The following is a 16,879-nucleotide window of genomic DNA, read 5'->3' as shown; positions in this document are numbered from 1 at the left end:
CACCTCACTCCGTGCCGATGCCGTGTCTGCGTGCCATACGCAGGGCGTCGTCGAGCTCGTCCTGTGCGACGGCCGTCGCAACTGGGTCCTCGGCCTCCAGGGCGGTCGTGAGTGCGGTGCGCGCCGTGTGGATCCGCTCCCGTGCGGCCTCGGTGAACCCGCCCACGGTGGACCTCCTTCTGTGACCTGACCGGCAAGGCAACTAGTGAATTGAAGAACTCCTCAAGGCTAGCGACGAGAGTCCCCCCGAAACCCGCCGGCCATGGGACCGGCCCGGTATGTCCGGCGCTGACCTTCAGCCAGCCGACAGTACGGAAGTGGCCGACCGCCGGGGAGTCGGGAGGGCCCGCGGGGCGTTGCCGAGACGCAGGATCATCTGGGGGAACTCTCCGGACGCGATGGTCGCGCGCACCTCTGTGCGCAGGCGCGGCAGTTCCAGGGGCTGGGTGTGGAAGGCGGCCGAGACTTGATGAGCGGTGGCGTACAGCAGGACGCGTTGGAGGGCCTGTCCGGCGCGCAGCCAGTCCTGGCGCGAGTCGTTCTGCGTGGTGATCACGGCGATCAGTCCGGTCCGTGCGGGCCACACCGTCGGCGGAGACGGCATGGTGCGGGTGATGCCGAGGAAGTCGCGATCCGGGAGGGCGGTGCTGTCCGGGTGGTAGGCGCTGACGCTCAGAGGGACGCCGTCCGCGCGGCCGCTGTGGGACGCCCGTGTCCAGGAGGTCAGCTCGGCGACGTGCCCGGGATCGGCCCGGCACACCCGCTCCGCCGTGCGCACCAGGTCCGAGAGGCGGCTCCGCTCGTGCCGGGATTCGACGGTGTACAGCTCCGCTCCCTCGGCCCTGGCGTGTTCACGCAGCTCGTCGACCAACTGCTGCGGTAGCCGGGAGGCCTGGAACGGCCCCCGGTGTGTACGCCGCTGCCGTACGGCGCCGTACATCAGTTCCTCGTCGCTGCTCGGCGGGATGTACGAACCCCAGCCGACGTGCGCGAGATGGGCGAGGTTCCACGGGTCGGGGAAGTCGCGCACGACGGGCATGAAGCCCAGATGCCGCATCGCGAGCCGCACGTTGAACAGCGCCGCACCGCAGCTGATGACCAGCTCCCGTCCGGACGGGTCGGCGAGCGGGAGACGGCGCGTGGGATCCGCGTACAGGTCGAGTCCCGATTCCCCGCCGGTGAACAGCCAGGGCTGGGTGTTGAACAACGAAGGCGCGGATACGGCCGCTCGGACCAGGAAGGTGGCCGCGTGGTCGACACGGGTGTGCGTTGCGTACATGGCATGTACCGCCGTTCACCGTCGTCGGCTTGTCTGCGTTGCCGGCGTGTGCCTCAACAGTCGGTCCGTGTCGCAGGCCTGAGCAGAGGCCGGACGTCCCCTGCCGAGGGCCATCAGGGGCACGGCTGATGTGTGACCGGTGGCGACGGCCTTGAGGGACGGGGCGGTCGGCCCGGGCCGTGCCGAGGCCCGCCCCGGAGCGGTGATCCGTGCCGCTGCTGCGCGGCTCGACCGCCTCACGGGCGGGTCCAACGGCCTTGCGAGGCGGGCCCGTCCGGCCTCTGTGCGACCGTGCCCTGTGGCCGGAACCTGAAGGGAGTGGGGCCGGAGGGCGAGGGGGGACGGACATGCTCCGGGGGAGGGACAGACGGCTGCGTGGGCGGCGCGCCGCGCGGGCCGGGCCGGACACCGGCACGGTGCCCTTGGTCCGTCCGGATCTCGCACGTGCCTCCGCGGATGCGGATGCGGCGGGCCCCGTCTTCGTCGATTCCACGGGACGCCGCGCCCGCGCCGTACGCCGACTCGCCTACGCGGCGGGGGCGTTGTGCGTCGCCTATACGATCGTGCTGTTCCTCAGTTTCATGGGCGCGACACCGTTCGCGCCGAGGACGCTACTGCCCGTCCCGGGAGTGCCGTCGAGTGAACCGGGTACCGTGCGTCCGACCGTCAAGCCTGATCTGCCGGGCAGTTCCGTGTCACCGGGTGTGCCGTCCGGCTCGCCGACGGACGTGCCGGGCCTGCCGGTGCCGACGCCGTCCACATCGGGAACGGCCTCGTCGCCCGGCGACGGTGGATCGCCCAGTGCGCCGACCGGGAGCAGTTCGAGCAGCCCCGGCAGCACGCCGTCGCCGTCCGACAGCGGTTCCGAACCGACCGGTTCGCCGAGCACGAGCCCGGTGGAGTCCGGCACCCCGTCGACCCAGCCGCCTTCCACCGGCGCCACCGGGACCACCGGTGCGCCTGATACAGGCGCTCCTGCGACGTCCGAAGCGGCGGCGCCCGCGACAGCCGGCACCCCGTCCGAGAGCCCGGCGGGGGCGCAATGATGTCCCCGTCCTCCCCGTGCTCCCCGTCTCCGGAACGGCGCCCCCGACCCACCGTCCCGCTTGTCATCCCGGCGGCGCGGCGGCGCGGTGCCGTGTCCCGCCCCCACGTCTTCGTCCTGCTGCTGACCCTGATCGTCCTCGTCGGGATGCTGCTTCTGCACGGCTATGTGCACAGTGACTTCGGCGCCGATCACCGCGTGCACCCGCCGGTCGCCACCGACCGGGTTCCGGACGCGGTGCTGCGCGGCGGCCCCGTGGTGGACGCCACCGGATCCCGGGTCCGCAGCTACCGCGTCCCGGACCATGTCGTCGCCCTGACCTTCGACGACGGCCCCGACCCGATGTGGACGCCCCGCGTCCTGGAGGTGCTCGACCGGCACGGAGTGGACGGCACCTTCTTCGTGACCGGCGCGGCGGCGGCCCGCGAGCCCGGACTGGTACGGGAGTTGGTGAGGTCCGGCCAGGAGGTCGGCGTACACACCTTCACCCATCCCGATCTCGTGTACCAGTCCGAGGCGCGGCTGGAACGTGAACTGGCCCAGACCCAGCTGGCGTTGGCGGGCGCGGCCGGCATCCACAGCACGCTGTTCCGGCCGCCGTACTCCTCCGAGGCCGCCGACCTGGACAACCTGTCCTGGCCGGTCGTCCAGCGGCTGGGCGAGAAGGGGTACATCGCCGCCTTCGTCGACGTGGACAGCGAGGACTGGCGGCGCCCGGGAGCCGACGCCATCGTCGACCGCGTCACCCGGCCGCTGACCGGACAGGGCGCCGTGGTGCTGCTGCACGACTCCGGCGGTGACCGGTCACAGACCGTGCGCGCCCTGGACCGGATCATCCCCGAGCTCAAGAGCCGGGGTTACCGCTTCGCCACGGTCACCGGGGCGCTGGGGGCTGGCAGTGCCCAACACCCGGTCCACGGAACGGAATTGTGGAGCGGCCGGGTCTTCGTCGGCGCGGTCACGGTCGCCGACCGGCTCGTCCCTGTCCTGGCCGCGCTGTTGGCGGTGGTCGGCGCTCTGGTGCTCGCTCGCTTCGCCGTGATGCTGGCGCTCGCCCGCCGCCACGCCCGCGTGCGCGGTGACCCGGGCTTCTCCTGGGGGCATGAGGTCACCGAACCGGTCAGCGTGGTGATCCCCGCCTACAACGAACGCGCATGCATCGCGAACACCGTGCTGTCCGTGGCCAAGAGCACACACCCGGTCGAGGTCGTGGTGGTCGACGACGGCTCCACCGACGGCACCGCCGACCTCGTCCGCTCCCTCGGCCTTCGCGGGGTCAAGGTCGTCGAGCAGCCCAACCAGGGCAAGGCGGCCGCCCTCAACACCGGGGTGGCGTACGCGTCCCACGAGCTGATCGTGATGATGGACGGGGACACCGTCTTCGAGCCAGACACCGTCCACCGGCTGGTGCAGCCCTTCGCCCGTCCCGTCGTCGGGGCGGTGGCGGGCAACACCAAGGTCGGCAACCGCGGCCGTCTGCTCGGTGTCTGGCAGCACCTCGAATACGTGATGGGCCTCAACCTCGACCGGCGTATGTACGACCGTCTGCACTGCATCCCCACGGTGCCGGGCGCGGTCGGGGCCTTCCGCCGTACCGCCCTGCGGAACGCCGGCGGCATGAGCGACGACACGCTGGCCGAGGACACCGACATCACCATGGCGCTGCACCGGGGCGGCTGGGACGTCGTCTACGAGGAGCGGGCCCGCGGCTGGACCGAGGCGCCCGGCAGCATCGGCCAGCTGTGGCGGCAGCGCTACCGGTGGAGCTACGGCACGCTGCAGGCGATGTGGAAGCATCGCCACGCGGTCGTCGAGCGCGGCCACGCGGGCCACTTCGGCCGGTACGGTCTGGCCCTGGTGGTGCTGTTCACGGTCCTCACGCCCCTGCTGGCCCCGCTGATCGACCTGTTCCTGCTGTACGGACTGCTCTTCCAGGACCCGGTGCGCACGGCGTCGGCCTGGGGCGCCCTGCTCGGCGTACAACTCCTGTGCGCGGCATACGCGTTGCGGCTGGACGGCGAGCGGCTGCGGGTGCTGTGGGCGCTGCCACTGCAACAGATCGTCTACCGGCAGCTTCTCTATCTCGTACTGCTGCAGTCCTGCGTCACGGCCGTCACCGGCGCCAGGCTGCGCTGGCACAAGCTCCGGCGGACCGGCCGGGTGGGGCTGCCGGGCGCCGCACAGCCACCGCCGACACTCGCCACCGCTGACGCTCCCACCGTCCAACTCCCGCGCCAGGCGCCCCGGAAGCGCGGCCGAGACCTCTATCTGGACTTCCTCCGCACCCTGGCCCTGATCCGCGTGGTGACCTACCACACCTTCAACTGGGCCTGGCTCACCCTGGCGTTCCCGGCCATGGGCGTGATGTTCGCGCTGGCCGGATCCCTGATGGCCCGCTCCCTCGACCGACATGACCGGACGGCCACGGCCGTGGTGCGGGCCCGGATGCGCCGACTGCTGCCGCCCGTATGGCTGTTCGGCGCGTGTGTCGTCGTGGCGATGCTGGTGAAGGGCTGGGTTCCGGAACGTGGCGGAGGACGGGCGGCCGGATGGGCGCGGATGGTGTTCTGGATCGTGCCCCTCAGCGACCCGCCCGCCGCCGACAGTGCTTGGGCCCAGCAGATCGTCGCACCGCTCTGGTACATCCGCGCCTATCTGCTGTTCGTGATGCTCTCGCCCCTGCTACTACGACTGTTCCGTCGCCTGCCATGGGTGAGCGTTGCGGGGTTCCTGGCGCTGGCGGCGGTGGCGCAGACGGGCACGCTGCCCCTGCCCGTACGCGTCGAGGAACCCCTCACCGACCTGGTGACCTTCGGGGCCTGCTGGCTGCTGGGCTTCGCCCACCGCGACGGTCTGGTGCGCCGCCTGCGCGCGGTCCGGGTGGAGGCGGTCGCCGTGGCGGTCATGCTGGTGGGCGGCTGGTTCGCCGTCACCCACCAGACGGAGGAGGGCTACGATCTCGGCGCCATCCCGCTCGCGCAGGCCCTGTGGTCGTTCGGCTTCGTGTTCCTGCTGCTGCGCTTCGGTCCGCGCACGGACGCCTGGGTGACCCGCTTCCGGCCGGTGCACGCCACCGTGGTGCTGTTCAACGCGCGTGCGGTGACGGTCTATCTGTGGCACGAGGTCGCCCTCGTCCTCGGCGTGCTGCTGATCGACCAGATGTGGCGGGTGCCGATGCTGGAGAGGACGCTGCCGCTGGGGGAGAACTGCTTCCTGTTCCTCGTCGCCTGGCCGCTCATAGCCCTGGCCGTCCTGCTGATCGGATGGACGGAGGACTGGGCTGCCAAGCGACCTTCGCGCCTGTGGCCACGACTGCAACCGCACCCTCGGGTCTGACACCACGTCACATACGGCTGATCGGCCCGTGAACCGGTGCCGGACGGCCCACCGTCCGGGGCCCGTACGGCACTTGGAGCGCACCCGCCAGAGGCGTTGGCTGGCAGTGTCGGAGGAGACTGCCATGAACACCCAGAACTCCACCAGGCATACGTCCCACCGGATGCGCCGTCCGCTGGTCCTCGCCACGGCCGCCGTACTGGCGTCGTCCATGGCGACCGCATGCGGAAGCGACACCGGCACTTCGGGCACGTCCCCCGGCAGCGACCGGCCGAGCGCGCCGAGCACCGGGGGCACCACGGGCGGCACGACCGGGAACGGGAGCAGCACCCCTGGACAGGGCGGCACCACCGGGCCCACCACCCCTGGGACGCCGAACACCCCGGGCACGCCGGCAACGCCGACGCCTCCCGGTGGCGGACGGCAACAGGTGCGTACAGCGGTGTACTTCCTGCACGGGGAGAAGGTCTCGCCCGCCCCGCGCACCGTGACCGCACCCACCACCGCGGCCGGTGCGCTGCGCGCCCTGTTGGCCGGGCCCAGCCGTTACGAACGCGGCCACGGCCGCAGCACGGCCATTCCGTCGGGCACGGCACTCCACTCGATCGCGGTCCACGATCATGTGGCGACGATCGACCTGTCCGGGCGCTACGACGACGGCGGCGGAAGCCTGTCGATGCAGGCCCGGCTCGCGCAGGTCGTCTTCACCGCGACCCGGTTCCCGTCGATCGAGAAGGTGCGGTTCGAGCTGGACGGCAAGCCGGTGACGTCCTTCGGCGGCGAGGGCATCGTCCTCAACCACCCCGTCGGCCGCGCCGACTTCGAGGACCTGGCACCGCAGATCCTCGTCGAGTCGCCGCTGATCGGCGACAGCGTCCGCACCCCGGTCCGGGTGTGGGGCAGCGCCAACACGTTCGAGGCGACGTTCAAGCTGAAGATCACCGACGCGGCCGGTCGCACCGCCGCCGACGTCTACGTCACCGCGACCTCGGGCTCCGGCACCCGCGGCACGTTCGACGTGACGATCCCCTACAAGGCGAGCCGCTCGGGCGCCGGCACGCTCACCGCGTACTGGAACTCCCTGGAGGACGGCCACGCGGTGATCGAGGACACGGTTCCACTGACGGTCAATCGGTGACGCCGAGTGGCTGATACACAGGAAGCGGACGCAGACTTCGCGGCGGAGTCGTCCGGTCGGTCCAGTCGGTCCGGTTCACATGGTCTTGCGTCGCCACTGCGGTTCGACCCGGTCCCACTCGCTGCCCCACTCGTCGACGCGTCGGCGGTCGAGCCGCCACCGAGCCGCGCGGCCGGCGCCGTACACCAGACCACTGAGGGCGAACGCGGCCGACAGCCCCAGAAGGCCTGCCTGGGCGGATGCGTGGGCGGCGGTCGGCGGCGGGTTGACGAGCTGTCCTTCGTCGTCGAACCAGACCGTCACCGTCGATCCGGCCTTGCGTCCGGAGTCCACCAGGGCCCGGCCGGTGTGTGGGGAACCGTCCGATGTCGTCCAGCGGACCTTCGCCCGGACCAGGTTGTCCTGTACACCTTCCGTCGACGCCACGGCCCGTACGGTGCTCTCGATGAGCACCGCCGGGACGGCGTGCCGTTCCGAGCGCAGCCTTGCGAACGACTCGTCCGCGGCCCGGGCCGTGACCAGGCCGACGAGCGTGCCGCCCAGCACGACGACGGTCCACACGGCCAGCACGATCCATGCCTCGACGAGGTCCTCGCGCCGTCGCAACGGGTTGCTCCGCCACTGCCAGAGCCACTGCCTCGTACGCCTTCCCCTGTGCATCGGACCGCACCTCCTCCTCGTACCACGTCGCGATAGTCAGAAGATCGCACCCGTGGGTGGGCCGCGGCAGGGGCCGACCAGACCGCACCGCAGGGCCCTTCGGTGCCCACTCGGGGGAGGTGATGGGCCGTTCAGCCCTGTTCCGAGGTTGGCGGGACGACGAGCCGAGCAGGTCGGACCCGTGCGGACCCCGGGGAGGGACCACCGGCCCCTCCCGACGAGGCCCGGGTGCTCTCACCCTTGAAGGAGGACACCGTTCTGCACACCTCGGACCCGCGAGGAGGACGCCATGCCATCCGCGGCCCTTGACGCCTCGACCCTGGAAGCCTGCATCGCGGCCGCGGTCGCGGCACCCTCCATCTTCAACACCCAGCCGTGGCGCTACCGCCTGGACCCCGAAACCGTCACACTCCAGGTCCGCGCGGCCCCTGAGCGAGGACTGCGCCACGCTGATCCCACAGGCCGTGCCTTGCACCTCTCGGTGGGCGCGGCGGTCCTCAACCTCCGTGTCGCGGTCGCCCACTTCGGCTGGTGCCCCGTCACCCGTCTGCTGCCCGTTCCGAACGATCCGCGACTGCTCGCCACGGTCCGTCTGACGGGAGCCGCCTCCCGGGCGGCAACGGGGCATCGAGACGACCTGTACGAGGCGATCCCGCACAGGCACAGCAGTCGGCTCCCGTTCTCCGGAAGGTCGGTGCCCCCACAGGTGCGTACGGAACTCGCCGAGGCCGCGAGCAGGGAGGGAGCCCTTCTCATCTTCCCGGCGGCTGACGAGAGGGACCACCTGCTCCGACTGACCGCCGAGGCCGAACACCGCAACCGGGCCGATCCGGACCGCGGTGCCGAGAGCCGCCGCTGGATACACCGGGACTGGGACGAGCCCACCGACCTCGGGCTGCCGCAAGCGGCCCTCGGCCCACAGGACTCCCATGAACGCCTGCCCATGCGGGACTTCACCGCGCAACGGCACACCGAGCGACTTCTGTCCCAGCCGTTCGAGACCGACCCGGTCATCGCGCTGCTGACCACCGAGCACGACCGCCGCACCGACTGGCTGCGGGCGGGGCAGGCCCTCGAACACGTCCTTCTGGTCGCCACGGTCCACGGCCTGCGCGCGTCCCTGCTGCACCAGCCGTTGGAGTGGACGGATCTGCGCGAGTCGCTGAGCTCGGCGCCGGGCCACCACGGGCACGCTCAGATGCTGATCCGCCTCGGATACGGTCCGGAGGGCCCTGTCACGCCACGACACGCCCCGCATGGGCTGTTCGACGAGGCGGAGGAGCGGCGGGACGGCTGAGCACGCCGAGGACTTGCTGCCCGTGGCGCACCGGTGTTCGCGTGCAGCCGACAGACCGGACGTCCGGTCAGTAGTCAGTAAAGCGACGCAGGCCAGGCGGAGGCCACGGCGACGATGACGCCCACGTCGAGCAGCACGCCGACGGTGAGCCACGGATGGAACCAGATCGCCTTGAGGGCGAGCCCGCTCGAAGCCGCCACGATCGCCGCGCCGGACCACCAGCCGCTGCCCCCGATCGCCCCAACACCGGCGACGACATACACGACGGCGGTGTACCAGGCGAGCACCAGCGCCGCGGCCCGGGCGGGTGCCGCGGAGACATGGGCCGCTTCGAGTGCCCAAGAGTGTCCCGGGTCGAACGGGGCCGACCCGTCGGCCGGTACCGACGCCGTCCAGACGCAGAGGTGCAGCAGCCCGTGCAGGATCAGGAAGACGGCCACCAGGGCGGTGGTCACGGCCGCTCCTCCGGACCGGCCGGTTCCGAGCCGCCCATGTCCAGCCGGAACGGCGGATACGCGTCCGTCATGAGGGCGACGTAGGCGGCGACCCGCAGCACCCACCGATTCAGGCCCAGGATCAGGTCGAACAGACTCTTCGGGTACTTCTCGGTGAAGGCCAGGATCACGCCGGCGATGACCGTCAGCACGGCGACGAGTCCGCCGTCCCACCAGCCGAGGTGCCAGCCGCCGAGGAAGAAGCCGACGACGATGTAGTGCGGGATGGCCAGCAGCCACCACTTCACCAGCACCAGGCCACGGGAGAGATGCTCGGGGTAGGCGATGTCCAGCCGGGCCGGATAGTCCGGTTCCGCGCCCAGGCTGAACGGCGGGTAGCGGTCGGTGCCCAGGGCGCCGTACGAGTAGTAGGCAACCCGCCAGCTCCAGCGCAGCACACCCACGTTGAAGTCGAACAGCGCTCGCGGATAGCGCCCGGTGAACAGGATGGCGAAGAACGCGATCACGCTCACCGCGGCGAATCCGATCCAGAGGAAGAACAGCACCACGTAGTGCGGAATCACCAGGATCCACTTCACCAGCCACAGCCATCGCGACAGTGGTGCGTCGAGGACCGCGTCGACCCGGACCGGACGGTCCGGGAATCCTGCAAGGGTCGTCATGACGATCAGCTCCTTCACCGAGGGCCACCGCACCTCGGGCAGGGCCCGTCACCAGCGTGCACACCGGACCGACGCAGCCGCGAGGGCCGACCGGGGGCGGGCGCCGGGCCATCGGTCCCGGGCAGTTTCTCGATGCGGTGCGGCCGCGGGCGGGGTGCAGGAGCCGTATCGGTCGGATGCCGCCCGGCGGTCGTCACGCGTGCCGTCGCGGGCGCGGTGCGCGCCGCCCGGCGGCGAGGGCATGCATGCTCGCCCGGTAGGTGGCCGCGTCGATCCGGCCGTACAACCGCTGTGCCACGAGCCGCCGTTCGGCAGTCTCCAGCGTGGTGCGGCGTCGCCGGAGCCGGACTCGCTGTGGACGGCGGCCTTCGGCGGGCTTCAGCAGACGGGCCGTGTCGTACAACGCGCCCGCGAGAATGAGTAGTTGGAGCAGAACGGCAACGGTCACCATGGCGCAGCCCCAGGAGTGGTGAGTCTGCCCGCTGAAGGCGGTACATCTCCCAGCCTGCGCACGAGCGGCCCACTGCCCCAGGGCCGAACCGGGTTGCTTCCAGGGCCGTTCGTCCCCTTCACCGATCGGCCGGTTGCCCGGTCCTTCGACCGGGGCGCTCCGGGACGCCCTCGCGGCGTACACCGCCCTCGGACCGCGAGGTGCGCAGCCGGCCTGTGAGCCATGAGTGGTGTCAGGGAGGCGGTGCTGCTCAAGGAAGTGCCGCACGGTTCGGTCCTCCGCGCGGCACGCGTTCGCGTACTCCCGCGCACCACGAACGCCACCCCGGTGCACCGACTCACCGGGGCGTTCCCGGCGCGGGGTGTTCTGGGAACCACCGCCGCACCACTTTCATTGTGTGTCACACGTATACGTTCGGTAGGGCCGCTCGGCCTCTTCACCGGTACCGCATGGCCGGTTACGTTCGCGGATCCGATGAGTCCGCCGGCTCCCGGGTGACGGCCGGGCCACCGCGAAGCCGGGCATCACCTCCAAGACCTTTGTTCGCCGCTGGGCGTTCTTCTGAATGTGCTCCGTGGACCCCGACCTCAGGCCCTCGGGTATCAACTGCCGCTGTGTCGAGGCGTGCAGCACACGCAGCGGGCCCACCGTCCCTTCCATCGGACCAGGCAGCCCTCGGTCGACAGCCGTGTCCGCTTCGCCGTCAACCCGGCCGGGCCGCGTCCGACCGCCGACGCCCCCAGCACGTTCCCAGGCCCCGGCACGCATGTCCGCCATGCCGGACGCACGACCGGAAGCCGCCACGGGCCATCCCCTGCCAACCACGGGCCACGTACGTGAGGAGGCGGGCGCACCGTCCGACGGCGCCCCGTGACCGGCGAGGTATCCGGCTGACGCGCGTGCGGCCATACAGAGGGTGATGCTCACGGCCCCGGGGAACCGCCACAACCGGGCACCGAGCGTGGTGTAGCACGCCGTGGACGACCGAACCGAGCAGCATGCCCGTGCTGCCACCGTTGCCGTGGACACCCACGATGAGACCGAGCGCGTGCGCGGACTCCTCGGCCAGGACTCGCGCCGGCCGGCCGCGGAGCACTTCGTGGTGCACCTCCACATCCGGGTAGGCCGCCCGGCGGCCCTCCACCATGTCCGCCAGGAGCCTGCGACACTCCCGCAAGGCCGCGTGCTCGTCCAGGACGCCGAGGACCGGCGGATGCCACACGTAGAGCACGCGCAGCACCGCGCGGTGCAGAGCGGCTTCCTCGAAGGCGTGGTCCACGGCGGCCACGGAGTGGCGGCGTCCGTCCCAGCCGACGTCCACACCCACGACGAAGTGCGGTGGCCGTTCGACGACGTGCTCGGGATCGCGCACGATCACCACCGGGCAACCGGCGTGCGCAAGGACCGGCAGCGCGACGGAAGCCGAGGCGAACAGTTCCGCTCGCGTGCTCAGCCGGTGTGAGCCGAGCACTACGGCCGCGGCCATGCGTGCCTGTCTCCGCAGGAGCGGCACAGGATCGTCCGCGGCGAGCAGCGTGGAGACCTCCAGGCGCGGGTGGCGATCCCGGACGAAGGCGACTGCCTCGCGCAGGGCGTACTCCGCGAGGGCGTGTTCGTCGTGGGGCCGCCCCCTTCGAGAGGGGCGCCGGGGCGGCGAGTTCCGGCTGCCCGCCCTTCCTTGGGCGTAGAGCAGCTGGAGGGGTGCACGGCGGCTGTTGGCCTCGTCGGCACCCCAGGCGAGGACCGGGCGCTGGGACGGGCCGAGATCGAGACCGACCACGATCGGGGCACGTATGTGTGTCTCCATCGTCCGCTCCGTACTCGTCTCGGCGCTGTCTGCGCGGGACCGCCCGGTCCGGCACACGGTATGGCCCCTGCGCTCCGTTCGGGACAGGCATGGCAAGTCCGCTCCCCACCCAGTCTGCTCGTGCAGCCAGGCCTCGGAAGGGCCGTTCGACCTCTGCGGCAGGCCGATCGCCGGCGCGCCCGGTGGCCGCACGGATACCCGGTAGGTGACTCGGCAGCTCGGTCGCGCGCCGGACGGGTCACTGCTTGCGGAAGCGATCCGATGGCCCGCCGCCACCCCGAGATCACCGTACTCGGGACGGTCTGGGGACTGGAGAGGAAACGGGACGGGTCAACGAGAGCCCACTGGCATCCGGAACAGGGCCACTCGGCCCATGTCCTGGAGGGGCGTACGCCTGACGCTGAAAGTGTCGCGCGGCGGCACGAGTGCCGTGTCTGCCGACGTGTTCCACCGACGTGTGAGGAGGCGCAGCCATGACGACCACCGCCATGACGCCCCGCATGGCCAGGACGCTTCCCGCCGAATACCGAGGCAAGCTCATGGCCATCGCGCGCGAGGTGACTTTCCCGCAGGGCATCCGCCTCTTCAACGAAGGCGGACGGGCCGATCGCTTCTGGATCATCCAGTCCGGCACGGTCGCCCTCGACATGAGGGTGCCCGGGCGCCGCGCGGCTGTGATCGAGACACTGGGCTTCGGTGAACTGGTCGGCTGGTCCTGGCTGTTCCCGCCCCATGTGTGGCAGTTGGGCGCGGCGACGGTGAGCCCGGTGCGCGCGTTCGAGTTCGACGCCGAGGCCGTACGGACGATGTGCCGGGCCGATCGCGCGATGGGAAGCGCGGTCGCACACTGGGTCGGCCGCGTGATGGCCCACCGACTGCGCGCGACCCGCACCCGTCTGCTCGACCTCTACGCCCCCTACGGCAGCGGAATGCCGGGGTGAACCCTCTCGCCCCGTTCACGATCCGAGCCTGAGTACCACCGGAGGTCACCGTGCACGGCACCCCGCACATCGTGAGCGATGTGATGACGCACAAGGTCGTCGCCCTCGGCCGCGCGGCGACGTTCAAGGACATCGTGAAGACCATGCAGAAGTGGAGGGTCAGCGCCCTGCCCGTGCTGGACGGCAAGAGCCGAGTCGTCGGCGTGGTCTCGGAGGCCGATCTGCTGCCCAAGGAGGAGTTCCGCGACAGCGACCCCGACAGGTACACCCAGTTGCGCCGTCTGTCCGACCTGGCCAAGGCGGGAGCCGTGAGCGCAGCGGAACTGATGACCGCCCCGGCCGTCACCGTCCGCGCCGACGTCACCCTCGCCCAGGCCGCACGCCGCATGGCCCATTGCAAGGTCAAGCGACTGCCCGTCGTCGACGCCGAAGGCGTGCTGAAGGGCATCGTCAGCCGCTCGGACCTGCTCAAGGTCTTCCTGCGGGATGACGAGGACATGGCCGAGGAGATCCGCCGCGAGGTCGTCGCCTACCTCTTCCCCACTCCGATCCAGCCCGTCCGTGTGGACGTGCGCGACGGGGTCGTCACCCTCACCGGCCGTATCCGGGACACCGCTCTCGTGCCTGTCGCCGCGCGTCTGGTGCGGGCGGTCGAGGGAGTGGTGGATGTGGACTGCCGGCTCATGGGACCGAACCGTCGTCCGAACCTCGACCCGGACCTTCTGGACGGCGAAGCCACGCCACAGCCTCCGGGAGTCGGGAGCTGAACGCTCCGCTGGCACCGCTGGAGGTGCCGCGACGGGGGACGGATCGTCCGCGGCGTCGTCGTGACTGGTCGCGCCCGCGCGGCGGAGCCGCATAGCGACACGGCCCGCGCCTCTTGAGGGCGTTGCCGGCCCAGCCGACTTCGCCCAGCCCGCGTGGGCCCGAACGTCCCCGGCACGCACACCTGGTCGGCCTCTCTCATATGCCGAGAGGCCGTTGCCGAGAGACCGTGGTGCGGCCCGCAGCGGAGGTGAAGGGTGATCAGCTGACAGGGGCCGGTCGGGCCCTCCCTGGGCCCGGACGGCACACGCGCTCCCCTTACGAGGGCGGGACGCTGGAAGTGACGAGAAAAGGAGGGAGACATGAGTGGCATGATCGAGCGGCTGCCGGGTTGGCCGACGCTGCCTGACCTCTTCGGTTGGATGGAGGCCGGCCTCCCCGGAACGCACACGATTCCGGGGCTGCACGGTATTCGCGTCGAAGAACATCTGGCGGACGGGACGTACATACTGCGGGCCGAGCTTCCGGGCATCGACCCTGCCAAGGACGTCGAGATCACCGTCGCGGAAGGCGTTCTGACCCTGCGGGCCGAGCGCAGCGAGGAGACCACGGAGAAGCACCGCACGGAATTCCGCTACGGCACCTTCGCCCGCTCCGTCCGGCTGCCGGCCGGGGCCAAGGGGGACGAGGCCACCGCAGAGTACAAGGACGGTGTCCTGACTATCACGGTTCCGGTGCCGGAGGCGAAGACGGGCACCAGGACCATCCCGGTGCGGCACGCCTGACCGCGCGTTCGCGCCGAGCCGCACCCTGTGTGCGTGGCCGGTCCGCTCTTCCGGCCGCGCACACATCTTTGGCGATGCCCACCTGGGGCACTCGCGAGGCCCGCCCCGCGGTGGTACTCGGCTTCACGCGCCGGGACCACAGGATCAGCTCTGGTAGCCCACCAGCGCCATCATTCCTGCTTCGCCGTGGTAGGCGTTGTGGCAGTGCAGCATCCACTGCCCCGGGTTGTCCGCATCGAAGAACACCGACAGCGTCCTCTTCGGCAGAACGATCGCGGTGTCCTTGCGCGGGCCCCCGCTGCCGAGTTGATACGTGTGGCCGTGCAGGTGCATCGGGTGCCACATGGTGGTGGTGTTGGCGAAGTCCAGCCGTACCCGTTGGCCCTGCTCGACCGTGATCGGGTTCGCGGTCGGGTCGTTCATGTCGAAGCGCTCGCCGTTGATGGCCCAGTTGTAGGTCATCATGCCGCCGGTCAGCTCGATGCGGTGGACCCGGTCCGCCTTCCTCGACGTCAGGCGGACGTCGTCCGCCGCGCGCAGCTGCGAGGCGGTCATGATCATGCCGTCCAGCTCCTTCGGGCGCACGGTCGGCTTCGGCGTGCTGCCCGGGCCGGTGCGCACCAGTGCCATACCGGTGGCGTTCTTGCCCTCCGCCAGTGCGACGAGGGGGAAGACCCCGTCGTCCAGGGCGACGAGGGCGTCGTAGCGCTCGCCCATGCCGATCAGTACGGCGTCGACCTGCTGGTGCCGGATCGGGAAGCCGTCGGTGTGGGTGAGGGTGAGCTGGTGGCCGCCGAGGGCGACGCGGTACGCGGTGTCGCTGCCGGCGTTGATCAGGCGCAGCCGAACCCGCTTGCCGGGCTTGGTGCGGAAGACCTCCGGGTCGGCCGGAACGCGGCCGTTGACCAGGTGGTAGGGGTACTTCACATCCCCGGCATCGCCTCCGAGCAGCGGGCTTCGGGCGCCCGTCAGCATGAACCTCATCGACATGCCGGAGCCGGACGACGGGGACGGTGAGCCGCCGGCCGCGTCCGTGCCGCTGCCCATGTCCATCCCGCCCATGTCTCCCATGTCGTGGCCTTCGCGGCCGGTGGAGCCGGACGGGCTGCCGGAGTCGTCGCCCATGCGCATCCCGCCCATGCCGTGCCCCAGCTCGGCGAAGACCTCGTCCGGGGTGCCGGTGACGCCGTCGAGCCAGTCGTCGAGGACGATCACCCATTCCTCGTCGTACGACAGCGGCTCCTTGGGGTCCTCCACGATCAGGGGCGCGTACAGGCCTCGGTCGAGTTGGACGCCTACGTGCGGGTGGAAGAAGTAGGTGCCGGGCGCGTCGGCGGTGAACCGGTAGGTGAAGTTGCGCCCTGACCGGACGGCGGTCTGGGTGGCCGGCGGCACGCCGTCCATGTCGTTGCGCAGGGCGATGCCGTGCCAGTGGACGGAGGTGGTGGCCCGGTCGGGCAGCTGGTTGGACAGAGTGGCGGCCAGCGTGTCACCGGCCGAGACGCGCAGTTCCTTGCCGGGGAGTCGGCCGCTGAAGGACCAGGTCCTGGCCGTGATGCCGGCGCCCAGATCGACCATGGCCTGGGCTGCGGTCAGGGTCAGTTCGTGTGTCCTGCCGCTTGTGGTGCGCTTCTTGTCGGCGGCGGCGACGGCAGACCCGGAGGGGCTGATCAGAGTGGGTGTACTGCTGGAGCCGCTGCACGCGGTGAGCGCGCCCGCGCCCGTGACGCCGAGCCCGGCCAGCAGGACGGAGCGGCGGTTCATGCGGCCGTTCATGCTGCTCGCGCCGCTGTTCACGCTGTTCATGGGGATGTCCTCTTCTCGATATCGCTTCTGTTCGGTTCGCTTGCCGAGACGGCTGAGCGCGCACGCGAGCGCGCTCAGCCTCGGGCGCGGCCTACAGCAGCAATCGAGAGAGGGCCGAAAGATCGGGTGGGGCCCGGCATACGGTGCCCGGGACGTCGCGGCCGACGGCTGCCCCGGGAGGGAGGGACGACGCCGAACCGGTCGAGGACTGGTGGGGAGGCGCGAGTTTCACACTGTCCACGCCAGCGGCGGAGCAGTGCTGCATCACGGTGCCCGAGCACGCCCCGTTGTCCTCGTGGGCGCTGGCCGGGTCCGTGACGCCGAGCGGCATGGTGTGCCCGCCAGTGTGGCGAGGCATCGTCGGCGTGTCCCTGTGGTGCATGCCCGCCAGGCCGCTCGTCCCGGAAGCCAGGGCGGGTGCCACGTGGGTGACGGTGGCGGCCGTTTCGTGG

General features: G+C 71.0%; 15 protein-coding genes and 1 pseudogene. 7 read left to right on the top strand and 9 right to left on the bottom strand.

Annotated features, from left to right (window positions below):
* Nucleotides 1-4: 4 nt before the first annotated feature.
* The 3 genes from ABZ928_RS42755 to ABZ928_RS42745 form a co-directional block, all read right to left on the bottom strand.
* Nucleotides 5-166 carry a hypothetical protein gene (locus ABZ928_RS42755; protein ID WP_361531698.1) on the bottom strand — a complete coding sequence of 54 codons (162 nt, stop codon included), beginning with the start codon at nt 164-166 and terminating at the stop codon, nt 5-7.
* Nucleotides 167-295: 129 nt separating this feature from the next.
* Complete coding sequence (locus ABZ928_RS42750; RefSeq protein ID WP_361531695.1) at nt 296-1,279, bottom strand: hypothetical protein; 984 nt, start codon at nt 1,277-1,279, stop codon at nt 296-298.
* Between the two features lie 553 nt (nt 1,280-1,832).
* On the bottom strand, nt 1,833-2,222 hold the full coding sequence (locus ABZ928_RS42745; RefSeq protein ID WP_361531692.1) for a hypothetical protein: 390 nt from the start codon (nt 2,220-2,222) through the stop codon (nt 1,833-1,835).
* A 249-nt stretch (nt 2,223-2,471) separates the two neighbouring features.
* Between ABZ928_RS42745 and ABZ928_RS42740 the strand changes: the two are divergent.
* From ABZ928_RS42740 to ABZ928_RS42730, 3 genes and pseudogenes are all read left to right on the top strand, one after another.
* Nucleotides 2,472-4,496: pseudogene (locus ABZ928_RS42740) on the top strand (bifunctional polysaccharide deacetylase/glycosyltransferase family 2 protein); the annotation flags it as partial.
* Entirely contained in the window at nt 4,485-5,660 is a 1,176-nt protein-coding gene (locus tag ABZ928_RS42735; RefSeq protein ID WP_361531936.1) for an acyltransferase, read from the top strand. The pseudogene ABZ928_RS42740 and the gene ABZ928_RS42735, both read left to right, overlap by 12 nt.
* Before the next feature lie 124 nt (nt 5,661-5,784).
* A complete protein-coding gene (locus ABZ928_RS42730; RefSeq protein WP_361531689.1) occupies nt 5,785-6,798 on the top strand; it encodes a Gmad2 immunoglobulin-like domain-containing protein in 1,014 nt (337 codons plus the stop codon).
* Nucleotides 6,799-6,873: 75 nt separating this feature from the next.
* Here ABZ928_RS42730 and ABZ928_RS42725 read toward each other — a convergent pair whose 3' ends face one another.
* Complete coding sequence (locus ABZ928_RS42725) at nt 6,874-7,458, bottom strand: hypothetical protein (protein ID WP_361531686.1); 585 nt, start codon at nt 7,456-7,458, stop codon at nt 6,874-6,876.
* Nucleotides 7,459-7,747: 289 nt separating this feature from the next.
* On the opposite strand from ABZ928_RS42725, the gene ABZ928_RS42720 reads away from it, so the two are divergent.
* Nucleotides 7,748-8,755 carry a nitroreductase family protein gene (locus tag ABZ928_RS42720; protein ID WP_361531683.1) on the top strand — a complete coding sequence of 336 codons (1,008 nt, stop codon included), beginning with the start codon at nt 7,748-7,750 and terminating at the stop codon, nt 8,753-8,755.
* A gap of 74 nt (nt 8,756-8,829) precedes the next feature.
* Here ABZ928_RS42720 and ABZ928_RS42715 read toward each other — a convergent pair whose 3' ends face one another.
* The 4 genes from ABZ928_RS42715 to ABZ928_RS42700 form a co-directional block, all read right to left on the bottom strand.
* Nucleotides 8,830-9,210, bottom strand: a complete 381-nt coding sequence (locus ABZ928_RS42715; RefSeq protein WP_361531680.1) for a hypothetical protein — start codon at nt 9,208-9,210, stop codon at nt 8,830-8,832.
* Nucleotides 9,207-9,872, bottom strand: coding sequence for a DUF4389 domain-containing protein (locus tag ABZ928_RS42710; RefSeq protein WP_361531677.1), 666 nt, complete (start codon nt 9,870-9,872; stop codon nt 9,207-9,209). The genes ABZ928_RS42715 and ABZ928_RS42710 overlap by 4 nt, the downstream gene beginning before the upstream one ends.
* A 193-nt stretch (nt 9,873-10,065) precedes the next feature.
* Nucleotides 10,066-10,323 carry a hypothetical protein gene (locus tag ABZ928_RS42705; protein WP_361531674.1) on the bottom strand — a complete coding sequence of 86 codons (258 nt, stop codon included), beginning with the start codon at nt 10,321-10,323 and terminating at the stop codon, nt 10,066-10,068.
* 703 nt (nt 10,324-11,026) lie between these two features.
* The gene (locus ABZ928_RS42700) at nt 11,027-12,130 is read right to left on the bottom strand and encodes a universal stress protein (RefSeq protein ID WP_361531671.1); all 1,104 of its coding nucleotides are present in this window, start codon (nt 12,128-12,130) and stop codon (nt 11,027-11,029) included.
* Nucleotides 12,131-12,603: 473 nt separating this feature from the next.
* Between ABZ928_RS42700 and ABZ928_RS42695 the strand changes: the two genes are divergently transcribed.
* The 3 genes from ABZ928_RS42695 to ABZ928_RS42685 all read left to right on the top strand — a co-directional run bounded on the left by ABZ928_RS42695 (nt 12,604) and on the right by ABZ928_RS42685 (nt 14,621).
* The gene (locus ABZ928_RS42695; RefSeq protein ID WP_361531668.1) at nt 12,604-13,071 is read left to right on the top strand and encodes a cyclic nucleotide-binding domain-containing protein; all 468 of its coding nucleotides are present in this window, start codon (nt 12,604-12,606) and stop codon (nt 13,069-13,071) included.
* A 50-nt stretch (nt 13,072-13,121) separates the two neighbouring features.
* The gene (locus ABZ928_RS42690; protein WP_361531665.1) at nt 13,122-13,838 is read left to right on the top strand and encodes a CBS domain-containing protein; all 717 of its coding nucleotides are present in this window, start codon (nt 13,122-13,124) and stop codon (nt 13,836-13,838) included.
* 360 nt (nt 13,839-14,198) lie between these two features.
* Nucleotides 14,199-14,621: an Hsp20/alpha crystallin family protein gene (locus tag ABZ928_RS42685; RefSeq protein WP_361531662.1), complete on the top strand. Its 423-nt coding sequence runs from the start codon at nt 14,199-14,201 to the stop codon at nt 14,619-14,621.
* A gap of 144 nt (nt 14,622-14,765) precedes the next feature.
* Here the strand turns inward: ABZ928_RS42685 and ABZ928_RS42680 are convergent, their stop codons facing one another.
* Complete coding sequence (locus ABZ928_RS42680; RefSeq protein ID WP_361531933.1) at nt 14,766-16,397, bottom strand: multicopper oxidase family protein; 1,632 nt, start codon at nt 16,395-16,397, stop codon at nt 14,766-14,768.
* Nucleotides 16,398-16,879: the final 482 nt, after the last annotated feature.

Origin of the sequence: Streptomyces sp. NPDC046909, assembly GCF_040644695.1 — a bacterium.
Taxonomy (GTDB): domain Bacteria; phylum Actinomycetota; class Actinomycetes; order Streptomycetales; family Streptomycetaceae; genus Streptomyces.
Note: the sequence above shows the minus strand (reverse complement) of the source record. Positions and strands in the feature narration are given on the sequence as shown.